Raw genomic sequence first — 25638 nt, 5'->3', positions numbered from 1 at the left:
GCGGGGCTGGGTTGCCCGTAGGGCAATTCCAGCCTCGCCGGCGTTTGAGGCGCGGGGTCTGGGGCGGAGCCCCAGGGGGTCCGGGCGCAGCCCGGGGCCCCTTCCAGCCCCGCCGGCGTTTGAGGCGCGGGTCCGGGCCGGCCCGGGGAACGGGGGAAGGGCGGGTAGGGGACGGCCCCGCAGGGCTACGCTCAAGGCATGGCCGGCCGCTACGACCCCCTCACTCGCACCGCGATCCGCGGCGGCCGCACCACGGTGCCCCCACCCCCCGGCGCACCCGCACCCGCACCCGCACCCCCACCCGCCCCCACCGGCGGAGCCACCCGCACGTGGACCCCACCCGGCCCCCTGGACCTGGGCCTGGTCCTCGGCCCCCTCAGGCGCGGCCCGGCCGACCCCACCTTCCGCATCACCCCCGGCACGGTCTGGCGAGCCACCCGTACCCCCGCCGGCCCGGCCACGCTCCGGGTCTGCCGGGACGGGGCCGGGCCCGAGCTGACCGCCACCGCCTGGGGCCCGGGCGCGGACTGGATCCTCGACGGCCTGCCGGAACTGCTCGGCGCCGCCGACGACCCGGCCGCCTTCGTCCCCCGCCACCGGCTCGTGCACGCCAGCCACCGCCGCCGCCCGGGCCTGCGCCTGACCCGTACCGGCCTGGTGCTGGAGTCCTTGATCCCGACGGTCCTGGAGCAGAAGGTCACCGCCGACGAGGCGTACCGCGCCTGGCGCCGCCTCGTATGCCAGTACGGCGAGCCGGCCCCGGGCACGGGCCAGGGTCACGGCCAGGGCCAGCCTCCGGGCCAGGCCCCCGTCCCGGACCTCTACGTGATGCCGGACCCCCGCACCTGGGCGCTCATCCCCTCCTGGGACTGGCACAAGGCCGGAGTCGACGCCAAACGCTCCGCCACCATCGTCCGCGCAGCCCGCTCCGCCGCCCGCCTCGAAGAGGCCGCCGCGATGGAGCTGCCGGAGGCCACCGCCCGCCTGGAGGCGATCCCCGGCATCGGCCCGTGGACCTCCTCGGAAACCCTCCAGCGCAGCAACGGCGCCGCCGACGCGGTCACCACGGGTGACCTCCACCTGCCCGGCATCATCGGCTACGCCCTGGCCGGGGACCGGGACGCCGACGACGCCGCCATGCTGGAGCTCCTCGCCCCCTACGCCGGCCAGCGCCACCGGGCGGCCCGCCTCGTCCTCCTGGCGGGCGCCGCCCCGCCCCGCCGAGCCCCCCGGATGCCCCGGGGTGACATCGGCAGGCTCTGAGGGCCGGCCCCGGGGCCCGTCAGCGGACCTCGATGAACTCCTCCGCCGCCCGCTGCGCCCGCTCCGCGGGAGCAACCGCGGCGTGCCCGACGGCCACCGCACCCATCGGGTCCCAGTGCTCCGGCAGCCCGAGCACCTTGCGCACCACGTCCCGGCAGAACATCGTCGAGGACACCCATGCGGAGCCCAGCCGTTCCCCGGCCAGCGCGACCAGGAAGTTCTGCACGCCCGCGCCCATCGCCACGACGAACATCTCCCGCTCCGCCGCGTCCCGCCGCGCGTGCCCGTAGTCGTGCGCGCCGTCCGTGACCAGGCAGGGCACCACCAGGTAGGGCGCGGCCCGCAGGACGTCGCCCCGCCGGACCCGCTTGGCGATGGACTCCTCGGACTTCCCGTCGCTCCGCAGGTCCGCGATCCAGGCGTCCCGCATCGCGTCCAGCAGCTCCAGCCGCGCGCCCGCCGATTCCAGCAGGACGAACCGCCACGGCGTCGTGTGGTGCGGGGCCGGGGCCGTCACGGCCGCCGCCACCGCGCGCCGGACCGCGCCGGGGTCCACCGGCTCGGACGTGAAGGCCCGTACGGTACGCCGCTGCGTCACGGCTTCCCGTACCGCCTCCGAGGTGCCCAGCCGGAACATGTCGTCGGCCGGCGAGCGCACCAGGTCGGCCGCGGAGGACCCCTCGCCCACCACGTGTTCCAGGCCGCGCACGATCGCCACCGGCAGCCCCCGGGCCTTGCCCTTGACCAGGTCGCCGGCGGCGGCCAGCTCGTCGGCGGTCGCGACGACCGTCGCGCTCAGCGGGTTCCCGTGGGCGTCGGTGCCTCCGCGCAGGTCGTCCAGTACGTGGACGCCGGCCGCGCCGATCGCCACGTCGGTGAGCCCGGTGCGCCACGGCCGCCCGAAGGTGTCCGTCACGATGACGCCCACGTCCACGGACCGCAGCTCCCGCAGCCCGGCCCGGATCGCGGCGGCCGAGGCGTCGGGGTCCTCGGGCAGCAGCAGGACGGTGCCGGCCTCGGTGTTCGAGGCGTCGACCCCGGCCGCCGCCATGACCAGGCCCTGCCGGTTCTCCACGATCCGCAGCGTCCCGCGGCGCGCGACGACCCGTACGGTCTCGGCGTCTATCGCCTCCTCGCGCGAATCGGCACGGACGATCCGGCCCTCCGCCTTGGAGACGATCTTCGAGGTGACGAGCAGGACGTCCCCGTCGCGCAGCCGCGTGCCGGTACGGGTGCCGGCGGCGACCGGGACGTCGGTCGCGGCGGCGATCAGCGCCGCCAGGTCGTCCCCGGGCCGCACCTCGGGGATCCCGTGGACCGCCTGCACCAGGAACGTGCGCGGCAGGTCCTCCTCCGCCGTCTCCGGTTCCCCGCCCGTCGGCGGCACCTGCGCGCCGGTCACCGGGAGGCCTCCGCCAGTTCCAGCGCGGCCCGCGCCATCTCGGCGGTGGCGGCCAGGTCGGTCATCATCAGCGGGACCGCCCGGCAGGTGATGCCGGCGGCCTCCACCTCGGCGACGGCCTGAGCGTCGGCGGTGTCGACGAGCCAGCCGTCGAGCAGTTCGGTGCCGTAGTGCAGGGCGACGGCCGCGGCGGTGGACTCGACGCCGACGGCGGCGAGCACCTTGTCGGCCATCCCGCGCACGGGGGCGCCCCCGACGATGGGGGAGAGCCCCACCACGGGCGCCGTGGCGGCGGCCACGGCCTCGCGGATGCCGGGCACGGCGAGGATGGTCCCCACCGACACCACGGGGTTCGACGGCGGGAAGAGGATCACGTCGGCGGCGGCGATGGCCTCCAGGACGCCGGGCGCGGGCTTGGCCTGCTCGGCGCCCACGGGTACGACGGCCTCGGCGTCCACCGCGGCACGCATGCGGACCCAGTACTCCTGGAAGTGGATGACGCGGCGCTCGCCGCTCTGGGAGTCGGTGATCGCGACGTGGGTCTCGACCCGGTCGTCGGACATGGGGAGCAGCCGGACCCCGGGCTGCCAGCGGTCGCAGAGTGCCTCGGTGACGGCGCTGAGCGGGTAGCCGGCACCGAGCATCTGCGTACGGACGATGTGGGTGGCGAAATCGCGGTCACCGAGGCCGAACCAGGTCGGTCCGACCCCGTACGCGGCGAGTTCCTCCTTGACGGTGAAGGACTCGTCGGTGCGGCCCCAGCCCTGGTCCTCGTTGATGCCACCGCCGAGGGTGTACATCACGGTGTCCAGATCGGGGCAGACCTTGAGCCCGAACAGGTGAATGTCGTCACCGGTGTTGCCGATGACCGTGATGTCCGCGTCGGGAACCGCGGACTGGAGACCTCGGAGGAAGCGGGCGCCGCCGATGCCGCCGGCCAGAACAACAATGCGCATACCGCGCAGTGTGCCAGGCGGGGGCCGAGGTCAGACGGAGAGGGCCTCGGGCAGGGCCGGGGAGCAGCTGTGCATCGGCATCTCGGTCAGGCCGGGGAAGTACACGTGCAGGCTGACGGCCCCGTCGAGGCCGTCGTTCTGCACCTCGTGGGCGTAGCCGGGGGCGAAGACGCGCTGGGAGCCGGCGCCGAGGGCGAGCGGGCCGCCGGCGGTGTGCTCGGTCAGCTCTCCGTCCAGGACGGTCAGCACGCCGGAGGAGGCGCCGTGGTCGTGCAGGCCGCTGCCCTGTCCGGGGACCCAGCTGAGGAGCCAGACCTCGTAGCCGGGGCCGGTGCGCAGCCGGTGGTACCAGCGGCTCGTGGCGTCGTACTGGACCAGGTGCTCCCACTGGGAGCGGTCGGCGGCGATGGAACGCGCGAGGCCCACGAACTCGGCGACGGTGGCCGGGTGCTCGCGGGCGGGCTGCAGGAGGTGCTGGACGGAGAGGATGTCGCCGGCGATCTGGAGGTCGCTCTCGACGGGCGCCGGGGCGGGGACAGCGGCGGCGGCGGGGGTGGCGTTCAGGGTGCTGGTGCTGTTCATCGGGGGGTTCCTCGACGGATGTCAGTCATGCGGCGGTTGCTGTGGGGGGCGAGCTGGAGCTCAAAGGAGCCGGGGCTCCCGAGGCATCAACAGCTGCAACAGCAACAGCGAACCTGGGCAGCGCACAGGAACCCACGAATGGGGGTCCGGGTGACTGCTGAGGGCGCTGACATGCGTACAAGAAGAGCGGGTGGGGGGCCGGACTGTCAACCCAATGTCCGATTTGGTAGAAAAGTTTCACCTCATCCGGTTACCGTGCCCGGAGAAAGGTTTGTGCAGTCGATGTCAGGGGATGTGGCGCTGCGAGTCGAGCTGCAGCCGCTGTGGCGACTTTCAAACCCGTAAAGCCGTGCGATGCCCTTCTGTGGCTGAAATGTGATCTACGCCGCTTCTTCGGCCGGATCGGAACCCCACCACAGAGTGACGCGTCGACTACGGGGGAGGGAGTCCCGCTTGTGACACGTGTGGCATGTGTCACGATTTTTGGCGATATGAACACTTTCTGCATAGGCTTGGTTCCGCAGAGTGAATAAGGGGCCCAATAGCAGATCTCGGCTTGACTGCGCTGGAGCCCCGCACTTGTAATTTCACTCGTGTCGTTACGTAGCGATGAGTGACGACATGACCACGGGGACGCACAGACAGAGCGAGGGGCGCACATGACCGAGCTGGTTCAGGAACTGCTGGTCGAGGAGGCGGACGAAGAGCTCGGATGGCAGGAGCGAGCTCTCTGCGCCCAGACCGACCCCGAGTCCTTCTTTCCCGAGAAGGGCGGCTCGACCCGCGAGGCCAAGAAGGTCTGCCTCGCCTGCGAGGTCCGCTCCGAATGCCTTGAATACGCCCTTGCCAACGACGAGCGGTTCGGCATCTGGGGCGGCCTGTCCGAGCGCGAGCGGCGCCGCCTGAAGAAGGCCGCCGTCTGAAGCGCCCACGGCGCGCACCGAACGGCGCCCACGGCAGGGCCCGCGGTACGGCCCACGACATATCCGGCCACATAGCCGACGGCACATCCGGCGCCGGACCCGAGGGCATGTCGAGCGGCAGGCCCGACGGCATAGCCGCCTGTGCACCCGGCCTCACACACGGCAGCGGCCGAACCACACGCACCGGCACAAAACGCACCACGGCGAACAGCACGACCGGCACGGCAACGAGCAGAGCAAACGGTCCGCCTCCCGCACCTTCCCCGCAGGAGGCGGACCGCTGTGTTCCCAGCCGTTAGGGTGGGGCGCTGTCCAGCAGCCTCCGAGGGCACACCACCCCCGGACCCCCGGCCGGAGGGCCCGTACCGCGATGTCCCTGCACAGCCAGTCGAGCGCCTCCCACCAGGCTGCCGCCGCACCACAGTTCCCCCGGCACGTCGTCACCGCGGTACTCGTCGCCCACGACGGCGCCCGCTGGCTGCCCCGGACCCTCGCCGGACTCCTCGGCCAGGAACGCCCCGCCCAGAGCCACATCGCCGCCGACACCGGCAGCGCCGACGACTCCGCGCGCCTGCTCGGCGAGGCCCTCGGCGAGGACCGCGTCCTGCACCTCGCCCGCCGCACCGGCTTCGGGGCCGCCGTCGACGAAGCCGCCCGCTCCGCCGGCACCCTGACCCCCGAGGAACTCCCGTACCTCAAGCGCCCCTCCGGCTGGGACCCCGTCAGCCGCACCTGGCGCGACGACGCGTACGACCTCCCCGACCTGCCCCACGGCGAACCAGTCCAGTGGCTCTGGCTGCTCCACGACGACTGCGCACCCGAGCCCGACGCCCTCGCCGAACTGCTGCGCGTCGCCGACGAGAACCCCGACGCCGCCGTCATCGGCCCCAAGCTGCGCGGCTGGTACGACAAGAAGCAGCTCCTCGAAGTCGGCGTCACCATCGCCCGCAGCGGCCGCCGCTGGACCGGCCTCGACCGGCGCGAACAGGACCAGGGCCAGCACGACCAGGTCCAGCCCGTCCTCTCCGTCTCCAGCGCCGGCATGCTGATCCGCCGCGAGGTGTACGACGCCCTCGGCGGCTTCGACCGCCGCCTGCCCCTCATGCGCGACGACGTCGACCTGTGCTGGCGCGTCCAGAGCGCCGGCCACACCGTCCTCATCGCCCCCGACGCCGTCCTGCGGCACGCCGAGGCCTCCGCCCGCGAACGCCGCACCGTCGACTGCGTCGGCCGGTCCGCCGCCAGCCCGCACCGCGTCGACAAGGCCGGCGCCGTCTACACGATGCTGGCCAACAGCCCCGGCCGCGCCCTCCCGTACGTCCTGCTGCGCATCCTCTTCGGCACCGTCCTGCGCACCCTCGCCTACCTCGTCGGCAAGGCCCCCGGACAGGCCGTCGACGAGATCACCGGCCTCCTCGCCACCCTGCTGCGCCCCGGCCGGATCCTCGGAGCCCGCCGCCGCAGGGGCCGCCCGGCCGTCCCCGCCAAGGAACTGCGCCCCCTCTTCCCGCCGCCCGGCGCCAGCCTGCGCGCCAACGCCGAACAGCTCGCCGGCTACTTCGGCGCCGACGGCGACACCGAGGCCGCCACCGCCGGACGGCACGGCGGAGCCGTCGAATCGGGACCCGGCGGAGACGACGCCGACTACCTGGAGATCGAACAGTTCGCGCGCCTCAAGCGGATCGCCCGCAAGCCCGCGCCCGTCCTCTTCGCCCTCCTCCTGCTCGTCTCCGTCATCGCCTGCCGCTCCCTCCTCGGCGGCGGCTCCCTCATGGGCGGAGCCCTGCTCCCCGCCCCCGACGGCGGACTCGACCTCTGGCGCGTCTACGGCGACGACTGGCAGCCCGTCGGCACCGGCACCACCGCGGGAGCACCGCCCTACCTCGCCGTCCTCGGCGCCCTCTCCACCCTGCTCCTCGGCTCCACCAACGCCGCCCTGACCCTGCTGCTCGTCTGCTCGGTCCCGCTCGCCGGACTCACCGCCTACTTCGCCTCCCGGCCCCTGGTGGAATCCCGGCTGCTGCGCGCCTGGGCCGCCGTCGCCTACGCCTTCCTCCCCGCCGTCACCGGAGCCCTCGCCGGCGGCCGCCTCGGCACCGCCGTCCTCGCGATCCTGCTCCCGCTCATCGCCCGCTCCGCCGTCACCGCCTTCGGCTTCGGCGAAGACGAGGGCAGCTGGCGCTCCGCCTGGACCTACACCCTCCTGCTGACCCTGGCCACCGCCTTCACCCCCGTCGTCTGGCCGCTCGCCGCCCTCCTGGGAGCCGCCGCGCTGGTCCTGCGCCGCGCGCACTGGAAGACGTACGGGCCCCGCTTCCTCGCGACGCTCGGCGTCCCCCTCCTCGTCCTCGCCCCCTGGTCGCTGAGCCTGCTCACCCACCCCGCGAACTTCCTGCGCGAGGCCGGACTGCCCTACGGAGCCGGCTCGGCCACCGCCCTGGACCTGCTCGGGATCAGCCCCGGCGGCCCCCGCACCGCGGGCGGCCTGATCCTCCTCGGCGTCGTCCTCGCCGCCCTGGCCGCCCTGCTGCGCGCCGACCGGCAGTTCGCCGTACGCACCGCCTGGGCCACCGCGCTCGCCGCCCTGGTCCTGGCCGTCCTCGTCAACCGCACCACCTGGGCCGGCCCCGCCACCCTCGTCTACGGACTCGCCCTGCTGGCCGCCGCCGTCATCGGCGCCGACGGGGCCAAGGAACGCGTCGCCGCCCGCAGCTTCGGCTGGCGCCAGCCCCTCGCCGCCCTGATCGCGCTCGCCGCCGCCCTCGGCCCGCTGGCCGGTGCGGCCGGCTGGATGCTCAGCGGAGCCGCCGGACCGCTGGAGCGCCGCGACCCCGTCCAGGTGCCCGCCTTCGTCGCCGAGGAGAGCGGCACCCGCGACCAGGCCCGCACCCTCGTCATCGGCGCGGACTCCCCGGCCGCCCTCTCCTACAGCCTGGTCCGCGGCTCCGGCGGCCGCCTCGGCGACTCCGAACTCGCCGCCCGGGCCGGCAGCGACGCCCGCCTCGACAAGGTCGTCTCCAGCCTCGTCGCCGGCTCCGGCGCCGACCAGACCGACCAGCTCGGCGGCTTCGCCATCCGCTACGTCCTGGTCCGCGACGGCGCACCCCAGGAAATCGGCCGCGTCCTGGACGCCACCCCCGGCCTCAGCCGCCTCAGCAAGCTCGAAGGCAGCGCCCTGTGGCGCGTCGACCGGCAGGTCGCCCGCGCCGTCATCGTCTCCGGCAAGCCCGGAGAGGCACCCATCCCCGTCGCCTCCGGCCCCGTCGAGGCGCACACCAAGATCCCGGCGGGCGAGGCCGGACGCGTCCTGCGGATCGCCGACCAGGCCGACCCCGGCTGGCAGGCCACCCTCGACGGCAAGCCGCTCAAGGCCAAGACGCTCGACGGCTGGGCCCAGGGCTTCGAACTCCCGGCGGACGCCGGCGAGCTCGACCTCGTCCACGAGGACGCCCTCACCCGGACCGCCTGGCACGGGGTCCAGGGCCTGCTCGCCCTCGTGCTCCTCGTGATGGCCCTCCCCGGCCGCCGCGCCCGCCTCGACGACGACCTGCCCGAGGAGGACGCCCCCGCAGCGGAGGAGGCCGGCGAAGGCCGCCGGGCCCGCCGCCTGCGCGAGCAGTCCGAGCAGGAGGCGCAGCCCGAGGCAGCCCCCGCCGAGGCAGCCGTCGCGGCCGACCCGTACGCGCAGATCCCGGCGCAGCAGGCGTACGGCGACGACGCGTACGCCTACCAGCAGCCCGCGTACGGAGACCAGAGCGGCTACGCCTACGGCGGCGGCCAGGAGCAGCGGCCGCAGCAGTACAACCAGCCCGACCAGTACGCGTACGAGCAGCAGCCGCAGCAGTACACCGGCCACCAGGGCACCGCGTACGAGCAGCCGTACCAGCCGGATGGGCAGTACGACCAGCAGTACGAGCAGCCGTACATGCCCTACCAGCAGCAGCCCGATCCCCAGACCGGATACGACACCTACGGCCGGCACGACAGCGAGCACGACGGGCAGCACGCCCCGCGTCCGGACGGGAGCCACCAGCAGTGAAGCAGCGCGTACCCCTCACGCTGGCCGCCGTCACGGCCGCACTGGCCGCCGTCACCGGCCTCGCCACCCTCACCGCACCCGCCGCCGGCGGTGCCTCCGCCGCCGCGGCGGGCAAGCCGGCGGCCCGGATGCCCGTCGAGCGGTCCCTGCTGGTGTGCCCCGCCCCCAGCACCTCCGACATCGCCGAGACCCTGTACACGGCGATCACCCCCGGCAAGGCCGCCGCGGGCGGCACCGGCACGGCCCGGCTCCTGGGCGCCACCAAGGAAGCCAAGCCCGTCCTCGAACTCAAGGAGCCCGGCAAGCCCGTGGGCGCCAAGGCCTCCGGCGCCGAGGCCCCCGCGCTCAGCGGCGTCGCCGACGGTTTCCTCGCCCCCGGCTGGAGCGCGCAGCAGACCACCGTCGTCTCCGTCGGCCGCACCCGCGGCCTGCTCGGCGTCGGCTGCACCCCGCCCGGCACCGACTTCTGGTTCCCCGGCGTGAGCACCGCGAAGGGCCGCGAGGACTACGTCCACCTCACCAACCCGGACGACACCGCGGCCGTGGTCGACATCAAGCTGTTCGGCCCGGACGGCGTGGTCAAGGCCGAAGCGGGCACCAGCGAGAACATCCGCATCGACCCGAAGTCCAGCAAGGCCATCTCCCTGGCCTCCCTCGCCCCCGGCGCACAGCTCGCGGACGTCACCGCCCACGTGACCACCCGCGCGGGCCGGGTCGGGGCCACCGCCCAGGCGGGCGAGGAAGGCGTCGGCTCCGACTGGCTGCCCGCCTCCGTGGACCCGGCGGGGACCCTGGTCCTGCCCGGCATCCCGGCGGACGCCACCTCGGTACGGCTGGTCGCCTTCGCCCCCGGCGAGGAGGACGCGGACCTCAAGGTGAAGCTGGCCGGGCCGACCGGCTCGATCAGCCCCGCGGGCAGCGAGCAGCTCCACGTCAAGGCCGGCATGACCGCGAGCGTCGACCTCAAGGACGTCACCCGCGGCGAACCGGGCTCCCTCGTCCTGTCACCGGCCGACGAGAAGAAGCCCGTCGTCCCCGTGGTCGCCGCCCTCCGGGTGGTCCGCGGCAGCGGAGCCAAGCAGGAGACCGGCTTCATCCAGGCCGCCGCCCCCGTCGGCACGCGGGCGACCGTCGCCGACAACCGCCCCGAGGAGAACGCCACCCTCCTCTCCCTGACGGCCCCGCCCGGAGCCGACGCCACGGTCAGGGTGACGGCTTCGCCGGGCACCGACGGCGGCGAACCCGCCTCCCAGGACGTCACGGTCAAGGGCGGCACCACACAGACCCTGACCCTCGCCCCGGCGGGCGGCAAGGGCGCCTACGCCCTCACGGTGGAAACCGTCTCCGGTGGCCCCGTCCACGCGTCCCGCACCCTGACGATCCCGCGCGACGGCATCCCGATGTTCACCACCCAGACCCTCTCGGACGACCACTCCACGGTCGCAGTCCCCAAGGCCACCCAGGACCTCACGGTCCTGACCCAGTAGCTCCCTCAAGCCGTCCGCCGTTTGCGAACCGGGGTCTGGGGCGGAGCCCCAGGGAGGTCCGGGCGCAGCCCGGGGCCCTCTCTCGGCCCCGGCCAAGTCCAGCCTCGCCGGCGTTTGAGGCGCGGGGTCTGGGGCGGAGCCCAGGGGGCTCCGGGCGCAGCCCGGTACCCCTGCCTTTCAGCCCGTCCGGCGTTTGAGGACCGGGTCAGGGCAGAGCCCTGGGAACGGTGGAAGGGCGGGTAGGGGACAGCCCCGCAGGGCCCGCCTCCCCGCACCGCCGCCCGGCGCCCCCCGGCACCGGGGGCCACCACGCCACAGGCAGGCCAGACCCGACGGGTCCGGGCCGGCCCGGGCTAGTCCGACCCGTACCGCGGATCCACCGTCTCGGGCGACAGCCCCAACAACTCCGCGACCTGCTCCACCACGATCTCGTGCACCAGCATCGCCCGCTCGTCCCGAGACTTCGCCCGAATCTCAACGGGCCGCCGGAACACCACGATCCGCGCGGCCCGCCCCCCCGAGGCCTCCACCAGCGCCCCCAACTGCACCGCCTCGTCGTTCCATCCGGTCTCCGAGCCCCCCGGCGGCCCCGGCACGTCTCCGACCATGAACTCCACGTCGGCCAGCTGCGGCCACCGCCGTTCCAGCCGCTCCACGGAGTCCCGTACGAGGTCCCCGAAGAGCTCCCCCCGGCTCGCCGACAGCGGCACCTGCGGAGGGGCCACCGGCCCGCGCATCCCGCGCCCGTGCCGGTCGCGCCGCCGCACCCGTGGCGCACCGGCGGGGGACCCGCCGGGCAGCGAGGCGGCCGGGGGCACGGGAGGGGGAGGCAGAGTGCTGTCCGTCACCCCCGCAGGGTAGCCCGCACATGCCCCCCGGGACGGGGGAGATCGGACGACACGGGGGAGCGGCCGGGGGGCGAGTCGTCGCGGCCCGGTCAAGAGTGCGGTACCGTCCAACGTCGTGAGCCTTGTACGTCGCTGTTCGCGCACCGCGTGCGGCCGCCCTGCCGTCGCGACTCTGACGTACGTCTACGCCGATTCGACCGCAGTTCTCGGCCCGCTCGCCACCTACGCCGAACCCCACTGCTACGACCTCTGCGCCGAGCACTCGGAGCGCCTGACCGCCCCGCGCGGCTGGGACGTCGTACGCCTCACCGACGGGTCCGCGCCCTCGCGTCCCACGGGTGACGATCTCGAAGCCCTCGCCAACGCCGTCCGCGAGGCGGCCCGCCCGCCGGAGCGCGCGACCGGAGCGGGTGGTACCGGTCAGGGTGGTTCCACCCCCGGGGAGACCCGTCGCGGACACCTGCGCGTCCTGCGTTCGCCTGACTCCTGACATTCAGTTGATCTGAAAAGCCGCACTGCGTCCACGGTAGGTTTGCCTCACCGCACATCACCTTACGGAGGGCAGGCAGTGGCCACCGATCTTTCGAACATCGTCAAGGCGTACGACGTACGGGGCGTCGTGCCGGACGAGTGGGACGAGCACCTGGCCGAACTGTTCGGGGCCGCCTTCGTCGAGGTCACCGGAGCCTCCGCCATCGTCATCGGCCACGACATGCGGCCCTCCTCCCCGGGCCTGTCCGCCGCCTTCGCCCGCGGCGCGGCCGCCCGCGGCGTCGACGTCACCCTCATCGGGCTGTGCTCCACCGACCAGCTGTACTACGCCTCCGGCAAGCTGGACCTGCCCGGCGCGATGTTCACCGCCTCGCACAACCCGGCGCAGTACAACGGCATCAAGCTCTGCCGGGCCGGCGCCGCCCCGGTCGGCCAGGACACCGGCCTCTCCACCATCCGCGAGCTCGCCGAGAAGTGGAGCGACGAGGGCGCCCCGGCGATCCCCGCCGGCACCGTCCCGGGCACCGTCACCGAGCAGGACACCCTCACCGGCTACGCCGACCACCTGAAGGGCCTGGTCGACCTCACCGCCATCCGCCCCCTCAAGGTCGTCGTCGACGCGGGCAACGGCATGGGCGGCCACACCGTCCCCACCGTCTTCGCGGGCCTCCCCCTCGACGTGGTCCCCCTGTACTTCGAACTGGACGGGACCTTCCCCAACCACGAGGCCAACCCCCTCGACCCGAAGAACATCGTCGACCTCCAGGCCCGCGTGCTGGCCGAGGGCGCCGACCTCGGCATCGCCTTCGACGGCGACGCCGACCGCTGCTTCATCGTCGACGAGCGGGGCGCGGGCGTCTCCCCGTCCGCCATCACCGCCCTGGTCGCGGCCCGCGAGCTGGCCCGCAACGGCGGCACCGGCACCGTGATCCACAACCTGATCACCTCCTGGTCGGTGCCGGAGGTCGTCCGCGAGCACGGCGGCACCCCGGTCCGTACCCGCGTGGGCCACTCCTTCATCAAGGAGGAGATGGCCAAGTCCGGCGCCATCTTCGGCGGCGAGCACTCGGCGCACTACTACTTCAAGGACTTCTGGAACGCGGACACCGGCATGCTCGCCGCGCTCCACGTCCTGGCGGCCCTCGGAGGCCAGGACGGTCCCCTCTCGGACCTCGTCTCCTCCTACGACCGCTACGCGGGCTCCGGCGAGATCAACTCGACCGTCGCCGACCAGGCCGACCGCCTCGCCGCCGTCAAGGAGACCTACGGAGCCGTCGAGGGCGTCACCCTGGACGAACTGGACGGCCTCACCGCGACCTCCGCCGACTGGTGGTTCAACGTCCGCGCCTCCAACACCGAGCCGCTGCTCCGCCTCAACGTCGAAGCCCGCGACGAAGCCACCCTCACCAAGATCCACGACGAGGTCCTCTCCCTGATCCGCGCCTGACGAGGCCCCGCAGGAAAGCCTCCGCCCCGGCCGAATCCACCCCCGCCGGCGCTCGAGGCACGGCGCCTGGGGCGGAGCCCGCCCAGCGGCCCCGCAGGGAAGCCTCCGCCCAGGGCCAAATCCAGCCCCGCCGGTGGTCGAGGTACGGGCCCCGGGCCGGAGCCTCAGCAGCGGCTCCGCAGGGAAGGCTCTGCCCAGGGCCAAATCCAGCCCCGCCGGTGGTCGAGGTAAGGGCCCCGGACCGGAGCCTCGGCGATGGCCCCGCACGGAATGCTCCACCCCGCCCAAATCCAGCCCCGCCGGCGTTTGAGGCGCGGGGCCTGGGGCGGAGCCCCAGCAGCGGACCCGCACGATCACCCCGTACCGCCGAGCGCCTCCACCCCGCACCGGGGGCACTGCCCCACCCGCACCGGTGGTGCCACTCCACCCGCCACCAGAGGTGACTCGGCGGTACGCTGACCAGGCCACATCCGCATCCCCGAAGGGAACCGCACATGCCGCTCGAAGCCGGCCTCCTGGAGATCCTCGCCTGCCCCGCCTGCCACTCGCCCCTCGAGGACAAGTCGGCCGACGCGGAGGCCCCCGAGCTGATCTGCACCGGAAGCCAGGACTGCGGTCTCGCCTACCCGGTCCGCGACGGCATCCCCGTGCTCCTCGTCGACGAGGCGCGCCGTCCCGCCTGAGCCTCCTACCGCCACCGCGCGCGGGCGCCGAGACTGGTTCCGACCCACGCAGGTTCCGTCACAGACACAGCCGGAGGCCGCCATGCTCGACGAGTCGCTCCTCGACGCACCTGACGATCTCGCCCGCGCCGACCGCCGCGGCCTGCTCCGCGGTGCCGCCGACGCCGGCGCACGGGTCCGCACCGCGGCCCGGCACGCGGCCGAGGCCGGCCTCGGCGAGCTGCGCCCCGACGGCCGCCCCCGCGCGGTCCTCATCGCCGGGCCCGGCACCGCCGCCACCGGGGTCGCCGACCTGCTCGGCGCCCTCGCCGGAGCCTCCGCGCCCGTCATCCGGCTGCATCCGACCGGCGTCGCGCACGCCGCCGGGGCCCTGCGCTGGACGCTGCCGGGCTGGGCCGGGCCCGTGGACCTGCTGCTCATCGCCACCACCGACGGAACCGAGCCCGGCCTCGGGGTCCTCGCCGAGCAGGCCTACCGGCGCGGCTGCACCGTCGTCGCCGTCGCCCCCGAGCGCGCGCCGCTGAGCGAGGCGGTGGACGGCGCGCACGGGCTCCTCGTACCGATGGCCAAGGCTCCGTACCAGGAGTACGACGAGTCGGCCGCGGCCGGCCCCGGCGCCCTCTGGGCCCTGCTGACCCCGCTGCTCGTGCTCCTCGACCGGGTCGGCCTGATCACCGCCGCCCCGCACACCCTGCAGCTCGTAGCCGACCGGCTCGACCGCACGGCCGAACGCTGCGGCCCCGCGATCGCCACGTACTCCAACCCGGCCAAGACCCTCGCCGCCGAGCTCGCCGACTCCCTCCCGCTCATCTGGAGCGAGGGCGCCGCCGCGGGACCGGCCGGGCGCCGTTTCGCCGCGACCCTCGCCGAACTCGCCGGCCGGCCCGCACTCGCCGCCGACCTTCCCGAGGCCCTCCCGGCCCACGGGGTCCTGCTCGCAGGCGACTTCGCCGCCGGCGCCGACCCCGACGACTTCTTCCGCGACCGAGTGGAAGAACCGCAGGCCCTTCGCGCACGCATCGTCCTGTTGCGCGACCGGCCCGCAGGCGGACTGACAGCCGCCCCTGCCGCCCGCGAACTCGCCCTCAGCCACGACACGGCCATCAGCGAGCTCGCACCGGAGGAGGGCACCGAGCTGGAACAGCTCGCCGAACTCCTCGCCGTCACGGATTTCGCCACCGCCTACCTGGCGTTGGCCTCCGGGGGACACAGCTGAGGCGCAGCACGCGCGCGCCTCTCACCCAGGAAGACGACCGATGGACCGCCTCACGAACACGATCCGCCCCTACGCCTGGGGATCGACGACCGCGATCCCCGAACTCATCGGAGTCGCCCCCACCGGCGAACCCCAGGCCGAGATGTGGATGGGCGCCCACCCCGGCGCCCCCTCCCGCCTCGACCGCGGAGCGGGCGAGAGGGCCCTCTCGGACGTCATCGCGGCCGACCCCGAAGGCGAACTGGGGGTGGCCGCCGTCCGCAAGTTCGGCCCCAGGCTCCCGTTCCTCTTCAAGGTCCTCGCCGCCGGCGCCCCGCTCTCCCTCCAGGTCCACCCCGATCTCGCCCAGGCACGGGCCGGGTTCGAGGACGAGGAGCGCCGGGGCGTCCCGATCGACGCACCGGACCGCAACTACAAGGACGCCAACCACAAGCCCGAGCTGGTCTGCGCCCTCACCCCCTTCGAGGGCCTTTCCGGATTCCGTCCGCCGCTGGAAGCCGCCGCCCTGCTGGAGGGCCTCGGCGTCAACTCGCTGAAGCCCTACGCCGACCTCCTGCGGGCACACCCCGAGGAGGCGGCCCTGCGCGAGGTGCTCACCGCCGTCCTGACCGCAGACCGCGCCGAGATGGCCCGTACGGTCACCGAGGCCGCTGCCGCCGCCGAACGGCTCGGAGGCGCGTACGCCCCGTACGCCGGACTCGTCCACCACTACCCGGGCGACCCGGGCGTCATCGCGGCGATGCTCCTCAACCACGTGCAACTCCAGCCCGGCGAAGCCATGTTCCTGGGTGCCGGCATCCCGCACGCCTACCTCGACGGCCTCGGCGTCGAGCTCATGGCCAACTCCGACAACGTCCTGCGCTGCGGGCTCACCCCCAAGCACGTCGATGTGCCGGAGCTGCTGAAGGTCACCCTCTTCGAGCCCGGAGACCCCGGCATCCTGCGCCCGGAGGGCAACGGCGAGGAGGTCTACGAGACCCCCATCGACGAGTTCCGGCTCTCCCGCTTCGTCCTGGCCGCCGGCGGCGCCCCCCGGATCCTCCCCGACGGGGCCGCGCAGATCCTGCTGTGCACGGCCGGTTCCCCGCGGGCGCAGTCCCCGAAGTCCGGCGAACTCGCGCTGTTCCCGGGCGAATCGGTCTTCGTACCGGCAGGCGAAAAGGTCGAACTGTCGGGAACCGGCACCGTCTTCCGTGCCACCGTGGTGGTCTGACGTACCGTCCCTCTCGGTGGCTGTGAGAATCTGCGGCCGTAGCGCGGCGTCCCGGCCCGGGGCGCCGCACCGAGGAAGGGATACATCGCAACCATGAGTGCGTCGGGCGGTACCAAGGCGATCGTGGCGGCACTCGCCGCCAATCTGGCCATCGCGGTGGCCAAGTTCGTGGCCTTCGTCTTCAGCGGCTCGTCGTCGATGCTCGCGGAAAGCGTCCACTCGCTGGCGGACTCCGGAAACCAGGGCCTGCTCCTCCTGGGCGGCAAGAAGGCCCAGCGCGAGGCGACCCCGGAACACCCCTTCGGGTACGGGCGCGAGCGCTACATCTACGCCTTCCTCGTCTCCATCGTGCTGTTCACCGTCGGTGGCATGTTCGCCATCTACGAGGGCTACGAGAAGATCCACGACCCGCACGAGATCACGCACTGGTACTGGCCCGTCGGCGTCCTCGTCTTCGCGATCATCGCGGAGTCCTTCTCCTTCCGCACCGCGATCAAGGAGTCGAACGAGATCCGCGGCAACCTGACCTGGGGCCAGTTCATCAAGCGCGCCAAGGCCCCCGAGCTCCCGGTGGTCCTCCTGGAGGACTTCGGCGCCCTCATCGGCCTGGTCCTCGCCCTCGGCGGCGTCGGCATCGCCCTGCTGACCGGCAACGGCGTCTGGGACGGCATCGGCACCCTGTGCATCGGCATCCTGCTCATCGTCATCGCCGTCGTGCTCGCCGCCGAGACCAAGTCCCTGCTGCTCGGCGAGGCCGCCGGCATCGAGGACGTCGAGAAGATCAAGGCCGCCGTCGTCGACGGTGACGTGGTCACCGGCGTCATCCACATGCGCACCCTGCACCTCGGCCCCGAGGAGCTCCTGGTCGCCGCGAAGATCTCCGTGCAGAGCGACGACACCGCGACGGAGGTGGCCAACGCCATCAACGCCGCCGAGGCCCGCATCCGCGCGGCCGTCCCGATCGCCCGCGTGATCTACCTGGAGCCGGACATCTACAACGCCGAGGCCGCCGCCAAGGGCACCAACCCGGGCGTCTGACCCGGAGCGTGACACGCAAGAGGCCCGCCTGCGCGCATGCAGGCGGGCCTCTTCCACGTCACGCTCCGGTCAGTCGGAGGATGCGGCGGCCCCGTACGACCACGCCGGCTGCCCCGGACCGGTGGGCCCCGCGCTCGACGCCGCCTTCGCGGCCCACCGCCGGGCCACCAGCGAGCCGATGCCGAGCCCGCAGCCGACGAGGAAGACCGGCACACCGGTCATGCCCACGAGCCCGGCGACGGCCACCGCGTCCGGCACCTCGGCCAGCGTGACCCCCCACACGGCCGACATCGGTACCGTTCCCTGGTCCCGGTTGCGGGTCCGCAGATGCGAGTCGTAGGAATTCGAGCGGTTGTCGCCCATCAGGAACGCTCGCCCCTCGGGCACCGTGACGTCGAAGGGAACCGTCGCCGGCACGGCCGGGTCCTTGAGGTACGGCTCGACGAGGGGCTTCCCGTTCAGCATCAGACTCGTCTGACCCGGCGCCCACGAGATGCGGTCCCCGCCGAGGGCCACCACCCGCTCGAAGACCTGCTGGCCGTTCCGCAGCCCTGCCCCGTCCACCCACGAGGGCGGGGCCAGGACGACCACGGCGTCCCCGTGCCGGATCTCCGGCGGAGCCGTCCGCGCGAACCAGACCTGGTCTCCGGGGGAGTAGGCGGGCAGCATCGACTGTGAGGGGAGGGCGGCCATCCGGTACTCGTCCGCGAGGACGAACCTGGTCCAGCTCCCCGCCCCCACGAACAGCACCGCGCCCAGCACCATGAGAGCCGCCGCCCAGATGCCCCTGCGCCGCCCCGGCCTGCGCTGTTCCCGCCCCATGTCCGTTCCCTTCGCCCCAAGCCGAGTGTCGGCCGGCGAAGCGTACGCAGCGCCCTCGGGCCCCGTACCCACCGAGGTGGGTACGGGGCCCGAGGGCGCTGAGAGGAGGTCGCGCGGCTACTGGATCTCGCGCAGCACGTCCAGGATCTCGGCCTTGCCGGGGGCGGCCTGGAGGCGCTCGCGGAAGCCGGTGTCCATCAGCTTGCGGGACAGCAGCGCCAGGATCCGCAGGTGCTCGTCCCCGGCCGCGGCCTCCGGTACGGAGATCATGAAGACCAGCCGGGCCTTCGTCCCGTCCAGCGCGCCCCACTCGATGCCCTCGTCGGACCGGGCGAAGCCCACCGTCGGGCGGGTCACCGCGTCCGTCTTGGCGTGCGGGATGGCGATGGACTCGCCGAGGCCGGTCGTGCCCTGCGCCTCCCGGGCCAGGGCGACCCGTACGAGCTCGTCCACGTCGGCGACGTTGCCGGTGGTGGCCAGCATCTCCGCCATCTCGCGGATCGCCGCCTCCTTGGAGTCCGAGGCCAGCTCCGTCTTCACGGTCTGCTCGGTGACGTACCCGGACAGCACCTCGGGCGCTGCGCCCGGGCCCGCCGCGGCCGCGGCCGGCTGCTGTGCCCGTACGGCCGCCCCTGCGGCACCCGCACCCGCGGCGACGGCCGCGCCGCCGCCCATGGGGGCGCCCGCACCGACCAGGGCCGGCTCGGGCGCGAGGACCCCGGCGCCGGCGCCGGCTCCGGTGGCCACGCCTTCGCGGCGCAGCTTGAACTCGATCAGCGCGTTGGTCGTCAGCGCGGTCACGACCGCACCGGCCGCGATGGCCACGAAGAACATCGCGACGCCGCTGATCGCACCGAACAGCGAGACGATCGGACCGCCGTGCGGCACCGAGTCCTGGACCCCGGCCACACCGGCGATCGCACCGGCCACCGCGCCACCGAGCATGTTCGCGGGGATGACCTGGGCGGGGCGGGCGGCGGCGAAGGGGATCGCTCCTTCGGAGATGCCGAAGAAGCCCATGAACAGGGCGGCGAGCCCGGTCTCCTTCTCCTCGTCGCTGTAGAGCTTGCGGCGCAGCAGCGTGGCCAGGCCCTGGCCGAGCGGCATGACGGGGATGGCCGCGGCGGCCATGCCCATGACGTGGTTGTTGGTGCCGATCAGGCCGACGGCGACGAGGAAGGCGGTCTTGTTGACCGGACCGCCCATGTCGAAGGCGATCATCAGGCCGATGATGGTGCCCAGCACGATCGCGCTGGAGCCGGTCATCCCGTTCAGCCAGTCGGTCAGGTGCGTGAAGACCCAGGAGATCGGCTGCCCGATCACGTAGATGTAGAACAGGCCCAGGGCCAGCGTCGACACGATCGGGATCACGATGATCGGCATGATCGGCTGGATGACCTTGGGGACCTTGACCTTCTTGATCCACATGACCAGATAGCCCGCGATGAAGCCCGTCGCGATGGCGCCCAGGAAGCCGGCGTTCGCCTCGGCCCCGTAGATGTGCACGGCGTCCGCGGCGAGGAAGCCGCCGATCATGCCGGGTACGAGGGCCGGCCGGTCGCCCAGCGCGTAGGCGATGTAGCCGGAGAAGATCGGCAGCATCAGCGAGAAGCCGGTCACGCCGAGCTTGTTGACGTAGAACCAGAAGGTCCCGTCGGGAATGACCAGGCCGCCCTTGGCGTCCGCGTGCCCGCCGAGGGACAGGGAGACGGCCAGCAGCAGACCGCCCACGACCACGAACGGGATCATGTGGGAGACGCCGTTCATCAGCGCCTTGTACGCCTGACTGCGCTGGTGGCCGCCACCGCCACCGGCGCCGCCACCGCCCGCCGCCGCCGAGGTTCCGGCCTGCACGGGCGCGCTCTGCGCGCGCTGGATCAGTTCCTCGGGCTTGTGGATGCCGTCCGCGACGCCCGTGGACAGCACCCGCTTGCCGGCGAACCGGTCGAGGTCGACTTCCTTGTCGGCGGCGATGATGACGGCGTCCGCTTCCCTGACATCGTTGTCAGAGAGCACGTTCTCCGCCCCGATCGAGCCCTGGGTCTCCACCTTGATGGATATCCCGAGCCGGTCACCGGCTTGCTGGAGCTTCTCCGCGGCCATGTACGTGTGCGCGATCCCGGTGGGGCACGCGGTAACGGCGACGATCTTCACGGGCTTGCGCCCGCTCGCGTCCCCGCCTTCGGGAGGGCCTGCCGGACTGGTCACTGGAATCTCCTCACGACACGTGCGTTGTCCTGCCGGGATCGCGCGTACAACCCGGCCCACCGGCATCGTCGCGCATGTAAGGGGCGGATCAAAAGTCCGAAAGGCCCTGAATTCTGTGCCGTAGGCCCCGAACACCAGCGGCGACTTGATCTCACGTTGCCTGGGCCCCGCTCCGCCGATCGGTGTAGATTCGTCATCAGTGTCAGGCGTCGCTGCTGATGGCGGTCGGGCGGTCTTCGAGACCGGCCGAGGGGAGAGAGGACCCCCGACGGACTGAGCGCCACGTGCGTCGTCCCACGGACGGTGCACGGCTCAGCCGTACCCAACCTCTCTACAGCACGAGGAGCAGCACACCATGACTGCCGCTTTCACCGACTTCAAGGTCGCGGACCTCTCCCTCGCCGTGTTCGGCCGCAAGGAGATCACCCTTGCCGAGCACGAGATGCCGGGTCTGATGTCGATCCGTCGGGAGTACGCGGCCACCCAGCCGCTCGCCGGCGCCCGCGTCACCGGCTCCCTGCACATGACCGTGCAGACCGCCGTCCTCATCGAGACCCTCGTCGCCCTCGGCGCCGACGTCCGCTGGGCCTCCTGCAACATCTTCTCCACCCAGGACCACGCGGCCGCCGCCATCGCGGTCGGCCCGAACGGCACCGTGGAGAACCCGCAGGGCGTCCCCGTCTTCGCCTGGAAGGGCGAGACGCTGGAGGAGTACTGGTGGTGCACGGAGCAGGCGCTGACCTGGCCGAACACCCCCACCGGCGGCCCGAACATGATCCTCGACGACGGTGGCGACGCCACCCTCCTCGTCCACAAGGGCGTCGAGTTCGAGAAGGCCGGCGCCGCTCCGGACCCGTCGACGGCGGACTCCGAGGAGTACGCCCACATCCTCACCCTCCTCAACCGCACCCTGGGCGAGGCCCCGCAGAAGTGGACGCAGCTCGCGTCCGAGATCCGCGGCGTCACCGAGGAGACCACCACCGGCGTCCACCGCCTCTACGAGATGATGGCCGAGGGCACCCTGCTCTTCCCGGCGATCAACGTGAACGACGCCGTCACCAAGTCGAAGTTCGACAACAAGTACGGCTGCCGCCACTCGCTCATCGACGGCATCAACCGCGCCACCGACGTCCTCATCGGCGGCAAGACCGCCGTGGTCTTCGGCTACGGCGACGTCGGCAAGGGCTGCGCCGAGTCGCTCCGCGGCCAGGGCGCGCGCGTCATCGTCACCGAGATCGACCCGATCTGCGCCCTGCAGGCGGCCATGGACGGCTACCAGGTCGCGACCCTGGACGACGTCGTCGAGACGGCCGACATCTTCATCACGACCACGGGCAACAAGGACATCATCATGGCCGCCGACATGGCCAAGATGAAGCACCAGGCCATCGTGGGCAACATCGGCCACTTCGACAACGAGATCGACATGGCCGGCCTCGCGAAGATCGAGGGCATCGTCAAGGACGAGGTCAAGCCCCAGGTCCACACCTGGAAGTTCCCCGACGGCAAGGTCCTCATCGTCCTGTCCGAGGGCCGCCTGCTGAACCTGGGCAACGCCACCGGCCACCCGTCCTTCGTGATGTCGAACTCCTTCGCGGACCAGACCCTGGCCCAGATCGAGCTCTTCACCAAGCCGGCCGAGTACCCCACCGACGTCTACGTGCTCCCCAAGCACCTCGACGAGAAGGTGGCCCGCCTGCACCTCGACGCCCTCGGCGTCCGCCTGACCACCCTGCGCCCGGAGCAGGCCTCCTACATCGGCGTCAAGGTCGAGGGCCCGTACAAGCCGGACCACTACCGCTACTGATCCCCACGGATCCGCAGCACCGACGCGTCAGGTCAGGCCCCCGGCATCCGTGCCGGGGGCCTGCCCCGTACCCGCCCGAAACCCGGCAACACCCAGAGAGACGCCCCATGCCCCGAGGCCGCTACGCGCTCCACGACCCGCACGACCACACCCCCCTCGGCGAGGAGCACTTCCACTGCGCCCCGGGCCCCTCCGGCTGGCGCTACGTCTCCCAGCTCACGGCGCCCGACGGCGCGCACCGCGGCTCCGTCGACCTGGCCGTCGACGAACTGGGCCGCCCCATCCGCCTCGAGGTCAACGCCTCCAGCTGGCAGGTCCGCGGCGCCGCCATCGACGGGATCACCTGGGTCCGCACCGACCCCGCCGGAGCCGAAGCCACCGAGGGCAACGTCCCCGGGGCCGCCGGCTTCACCGGCACCTCCCCGGCCTTCCTCGTCGCCACGGCCCGGCTGCTGCACCTGGCCCCCGGCGCACCCGCCACCCGCGTCCGCCTCGTCGCCCTGACCGACCCCGTCCTGGCGGCCCGTACGACCGACCAGGCGTGGGCCCTCCTGGACCGCGCCGAGCACCCCACGGACAGCGGCCCGCTCCTGGTCGACGAGTACCGGGTCACCGCCCTGGACACCGGCGAGGTCCACACGGTCCACATCGCCGGGGACGTGGTCCTCTCGGCCCCCGGCATCGAGCTCGAACACCTGGAGACCCCGCCGTCGGCCTTCTCCGACTAGCCGGTCAGGCGGGCGGCGCGAACCCGGTCGCCTTCGGCTGCTCCACCGGTACGGGAGCCACGGGAGCCACGACGGGCGCCACCGCCGGAGCCACCACGGGCGGCATCACCACGGGCGCGGGCTGTCCGTACGGAACGGGAGCCGCCCCGGGAGCCGGCTGCTGCCGGAAGGCCCGTGCGGCGTCGCGCGACTGCCGCTCGTGCACCACGGCCATCAGGAACGCGGCGGCCGGGACCCCGACCGGCGGCGGAGCCCCCGTACGCGCCACCAGATCGTCCGCGAGCCGGGCCGCCATCGAGGCCCCCACCTGCGGATCCAGCTGCTCCATGCGCGTCAGGTACTGCCGGATCGCGAGCCACAGCCCGTCCGGCACCGCGGACAGATCCAGCCCGCCGAACCGCCCGGCCAGCCACGGAGGCGGCGGAGGCACCGGCATCACCCGCGCCCCCGGCACCCGCTCCCGGACGACCAGCGTCCCCGCGAACACGTCCCCGAGTCGCCGCCCGCGCTCGGAGAACAGCGAGGCGATGCACGCCACCGACCCGAAGGTCATGAGCAGTTCGAACACCCCGAAGGCCCCGCGCACCAGCGCGTGCCGGAACCGGATCGGCCCGCCGTCGTCGCGCACCACGCGCAGCCCGCACGCCAGCTTGCCCAGCGACCGCCCGTGGCTCAGCGTCTCCACCGCGATCGGCACACCGACCAGGACGAGGACGAACGAGGCCACCGACACGGCCGCCTGGGCAGCCCCGTCGAGCGAAGCGGTGGCCAGGACCAGCCCGATGGAGATCAGCAGGTACCCGGCGACGTACACGAGCAGGTCGAGCAGGATCGCCAGCGCCCGGCTCGGCAGCCTCGCCGGCCGCAGCCCCAGGACGACCGCGTCCCCTGTCACCAGATCGCTCACCGACGCACACACCCCTTCACGCCTTCACGTTCACGCCTTCACGTTCACGCGCCCTGCCCCGCCCCATCGGCCTCCAGTCTGCCAAGCTGACGAAGCAAGCAGTAGGAGAAACCGGCAGGGACCAGGGGCAGGGGAGCGCCAACCACATGGATCTCGACGTCTTCGTTGCGGCCCACCAGGCCGAGTGGGCCCGCCTGGAACAGCTCCTGGGCCGGGGCCGCCGCCTCACGGGAGCCGAGGCCGACGAACTCGTCGCGCTCTACCAGCGCACGGCCACCCACCTCTCCCTCGTCCAGTCCAGCACCCCCGACCCGATGCTCACGGGCCGCCTGACCCAGCTCGTGGCCCGCGCCCGCGCCACGGTGACGGGCACCCGCCGCTCCGGGTGGCGCGACGCGGCCCGCTTCTTCACGTCGGGGTTCCCGGCCGCCGTCTACCTCACCCGCCGCTGGTGGATACCCACGGCACTGATCTCCACCGCCGTCGGCGTGCTCGTCGGCTGGTGGATAGCCACCCATCCGGAGATCCAGAACGCGATCGGGGCTCCGGAGGACCTGAAGGCGATGACGAAGCCGGGCGGCGGGTACGAGACGTACTACTCCAGCCACCCCGCGGCCTCCTTCGCGGCCCAGGTCTGGACGAACAACGCCCAGGCGGCCGCGATCTGCCTGGTCCTGGGCGGCTTCCTGGGCCTGCCGGTCCTGTACATCCTGTGGCAGAACATGCTGAACCTGGGCGTCGGCATCGGCCTGATGTCCTCGGCCGACCGCCTCGACGTCTTCCTCGGCCTGATCCTTCCGCACGGCCTGCTCGAACTGACGGCCGTCTTCGTCGCCGCCGGTACGGGGCTCCGCCTGGGCTGGACGGTCATCGACCCGGGCCACCGCACCCGCCGCGAGGCCCTTGCCGAACAGGGCCGCGCCGCCCTCGGCATGGCCATCGGCCTGGCTGCGGTCCTGTTCCTCTCGGGCCTGATCGAAGGCTTCGTCACCCCCTCGGGCCTGCCCACGTGGGCCCGCATCACCATCGGCGTGGCCGCTGAGCTGGCCTTCCTGCTCTACGTCTACGTCCTGGGCGGCCGCGCCGCCCGTGCCGGCGACGTGGGCGACGTCGAACGCGCCGACCGGACGGCGACGCTCCCCACCGCGGCCTGATGTGCGTACGAGCGTGCTGAGCTGCTAGTCTCCTCGTCGTCCCGCAAACACCGTTGACACGGTGACAGCGGGGAGGTAGATTCGAACGGTTGCCTCGAACTGGACAAGTTCGGCAGCGATGGTTTAAAGTCTCTCTCGCCCCCAGGAATTGAATTCCAAGTGGGCACACCCAACTCTTCATTCAGGAAACTGAAGCCGGGAAATCCGGTGGAAAACTTCTGATAGAGTCGGACTCGCCGGAAAGGGAAACCGCAGAAATGCGGATGACCTGGAAGGCGGGAAACAAGCGAGACGGACTCTGATAGAGTCTGAAACGCAAGAACAAAATAGAACGAAAGCCCGGAGGAAAGCCCGAGAGGGTGAGTACAAAGGAAGCGTCCGTTCCTTGAGAACTCAACAGCGTGCCAAAAATCAACGCCAAAA

At 72.8% G+C, this 25638-nt stretch carries 21 protein-coding genes; 13 read left to right on the top strand and 8 right to left on the bottom strand.

The window, feature by feature from the left end; all coding sequences use genetic code 11:
- Window positions 1-198: 198 nt before the first annotated feature.
- Entirely contained in the window at window positions 199-1263 is a 1065-nt protein-coding gene (locus tag ACZ60J_RS39200) for a DNA-3-methyladenine glycosylase family protein (RefSeq protein ID WP_469688999.1), read from the top strand.
- 19 nt (window positions 1264-1282) lie between these two features.
- Here ACZ60J_RS39200 and ACZ60J_RS39195 read toward each other — a convergent pair whose 3' ends face one another.
- From ACZ60J_RS39195 to ACZ60J_RS39185, 3 genes are read right to left on the bottom strand one after another with little or no spacing between them, the layout of a single operon-like run.
- Window positions 1283-2608, bottom strand: a complete 1326-nt coding sequence (locus ACZ60J_RS39195; protein ID WP_469689000.1) for a coenzyme F420-0:L-glutamate ligase — start codon at window positions 2606-2608, stop codon at window positions 1283-1285.
- 53 nt (window positions 2609-2661) lie between these two features.
- Window positions 2662-3621, bottom strand: a complete 960-nt coding sequence (cofD, locus tag ACZ60J_RS39190) for a 2-phospho-L-lactate transferase (RefSeq protein WP_469688997.1) — start codon at window positions 3619-3621, stop codon at window positions 2662-2664.
- Window positions 3622-3651: 30 nt separating this feature from the next.
- Window positions 3652-4203, bottom strand: coding sequence for a cysteine dioxygenase (locus tag ACZ60J_RS39185; RefSeq protein ID WP_469688995.1), 552 nt, complete (start codon window positions 4201-4203; stop codon window positions 3652-3654).
- 659 nt (window positions 4204-4862) lie between these two features.
- Here ACZ60J_RS39185 and ACZ60J_RS39180 point away from each other — a divergent pair.
- The 3 genes from ACZ60J_RS39180 to ACZ60J_RS39170 all read left to right on the top strand — a co-directional run bounded on the left by ACZ60J_RS39180 (window position 4863) and on the right by ACZ60J_RS39170 (window position 10652).
- Complete coding sequence (locus ACZ60J_RS39180; protein ID WP_112450237.1) at window positions 4863-5126, top strand: WhiB family transcriptional regulator; 264 nt, start codon at window positions 4863-4865, stop codon at window positions 5124-5126.
- A 370-nt stretch (window positions 5127-5496) separates the two neighbouring features.
- A complete protein-coding gene (locus ACZ60J_RS39175) occupies window positions 5497-9165 on the top strand; it encodes a glycosyltransferase (protein ID WP_469688993.1) in 3669 nt (1222 codons plus the stop codon).
- Window positions 9162-10652, top strand: a complete 1491-nt coding sequence (locus ACZ60J_RS39170; RefSeq protein WP_469688991.1) for a DUF5719 family protein — start codon at window positions 9162-9164, stop codon at window positions 10650-10652. Before ACZ60J_RS39175 ends, ACZ60J_RS39170 begins: the two co-directional genes overlap by 4 nt.
- A gap of 353 nt (window positions 10653-11005) precedes the next feature.
- Here ACZ60J_RS39170 and ACZ60J_RS39165 read toward each other — a convergent pair whose 3' ends face one another.
- Window positions 11006-11500, bottom strand: coding sequence for a metallopeptidase family protein (locus ACZ60J_RS39165; RefSeq protein WP_469688989.1), 495 nt, complete (start codon window positions 11498-11500; stop codon window positions 11006-11008).
- Window positions 11501-11615: 115 nt separating this feature from the next.
- Between ACZ60J_RS39165 and ACZ60J_RS39160 the strand changes: the two genes are divergently transcribed.
- From ACZ60J_RS39160 to ACZ60J_RS39135, 6 genes are all read left to right on the top strand, one after another.
- Window positions 11616-11990, top strand: coding sequence for a DUF3499 domain-containing protein (locus ACZ60J_RS39160; protein ID WP_469688987.1), 375 nt, complete (start codon window positions 11616-11618; stop codon window positions 11988-11990).
- A 78-nt stretch (window positions 11991-12068) separates the two neighbouring features.
- Entirely contained in the window at window positions 12069-13439 is a 1371-nt protein-coding gene (locus ACZ60J_RS39155; RefSeq protein WP_469688985.1) for a phosphomannomutase/phosphoglucomutase, read from the top strand.
- 494 nt (window positions 13440-13933) lie between these two features.
- On the top strand, window positions 13934-14122 hold the full coding sequence (locus tag ACZ60J_RS39150) for a Trm112 family protein (protein ID WP_382981572.1): 189 nt from the start codon (window positions 13934-13936) through the stop codon (window positions 14120-14122).
- Between the two features lie 82 nt (window positions 14123-14204).
- Window positions 14205-15338, top strand: a complete 1134-nt coding sequence (locus tag ACZ60J_RS39145; RefSeq protein ID WP_469688983.1) for an SIS domain-containing protein — start codon at window positions 14205-14207, stop codon at window positions 15336-15338.
- A 40-nt stretch (window positions 15339-15378) separates the two neighbouring features.
- A complete protein-coding gene (gene manA / locus ACZ60J_RS39140) occupies window positions 15379-16551 on the top strand; it encodes a mannose-6-phosphate isomerase, class I (protein WP_469688981.1) in 1173 nt (390 codons plus the stop codon).
- Between the two features lie 93 nt (window positions 16552-16644).
- Complete coding sequence (locus ACZ60J_RS39135) at window positions 16645-17589, top strand: cation diffusion facilitator family transporter (RefSeq protein WP_469688979.1); 945 nt, start codon at window positions 16645-16647, stop codon at window positions 17587-17589.
- A gap of 69 nt (window positions 17590-17658) precedes the next feature.
- On the opposite strand, the gene lepB is transcribed toward ACZ60J_RS39135, so the two are convergent.
- Window positions 17659-18411 (bottom strand): signal peptidase I, encoded by a 753-nt coding sequence (gene lepB / locus ACZ60J_RS39130; RefSeq protein WP_469688977.1) that lies wholly within the window; start codon window positions 18409-18411, stop codon window positions 17659-17661.
- A 117-nt stretch (window positions 18412-18528) separates the two neighbouring features.
- Window positions 18529-20619 carry a fructose-specific PTS transporter subunit EIIC gene (locus ACZ60J_RS39125; protein ID WP_469688975.1) on the bottom strand — a complete coding sequence of 697 codons (2091 nt, stop codon included), beginning with the start codon at window positions 20617-20619 and terminating at the stop codon, window positions 18529-18531.
- Between the two features lie 355 nt (window positions 20620-20974).
- Here ACZ60J_RS39125 and ahcY point away from each other — a divergent pair, with 355 nt between their 5' ends.
- Window positions 20975-22426, top strand: a complete 1452-nt coding sequence (ahcY, locus tag ACZ60J_RS39120; RefSeq protein ID WP_469688973.1) for an adenosylhomocysteinase — start codon at window positions 20975-20977, stop codon at window positions 22424-22426.
- 107 nt (window positions 22427-22533) lie between these two features.
- Window positions 22534-23154, top strand: coding sequence for a hypothetical protein (locus ACZ60J_RS39115; RefSeq protein ID WP_469688971.1), 621 nt, complete (start codon window positions 22534-22536; stop codon window positions 23152-23154).
- A gap of 4 nt (window positions 23155-23158) precedes the next feature.
- Here ACZ60J_RS39115 and ACZ60J_RS39110 read toward each other — a convergent pair whose 3' ends face one another.
- Window positions 23159-24061: an RDD family protein gene (locus ACZ60J_RS39110; RefSeq protein ID WP_469688969.1), complete on the bottom strand. Its 903-nt coding sequence runs from the start codon at window positions 24059-24061 to the stop codon at window positions 23159-23161.
- A gap of 146 nt (window positions 24062-24207) precedes the next feature.
- On the opposite strand from ACZ60J_RS39110, the gene ACZ60J_RS39105 reads away from it, so the two are divergent.
- Window positions 24208-25215: a stage II sporulation protein M gene (locus tag ACZ60J_RS39105; RefSeq protein WP_469688967.1), complete on the top strand. Its 1008-nt coding sequence runs from the start codon at window positions 24208-24210 to the stop codon at window positions 25213-25215.
- A gap of 181 nt (window positions 25216-25396) precedes the next feature.
- Here ACZ60J_RS39105 and ACZ60J_RS39100 read toward each other — a convergent pair.
- On the bottom strand, window positions 25397-25638 hold a 242-nt coding region (locus ACZ60J_RS39100), incomplete at its 5' end, for a hypothetical protein (RefSeq protein ID WP_469688966.1).

The organism is Streptomyces sp. NPDC104226, assembly GCF_055584085.1.
The sequence above is the reverse complement of the archived record's forward strand: the minus strand, read 5'-3'. Positions and strand labels throughout refer to the sequence as shown.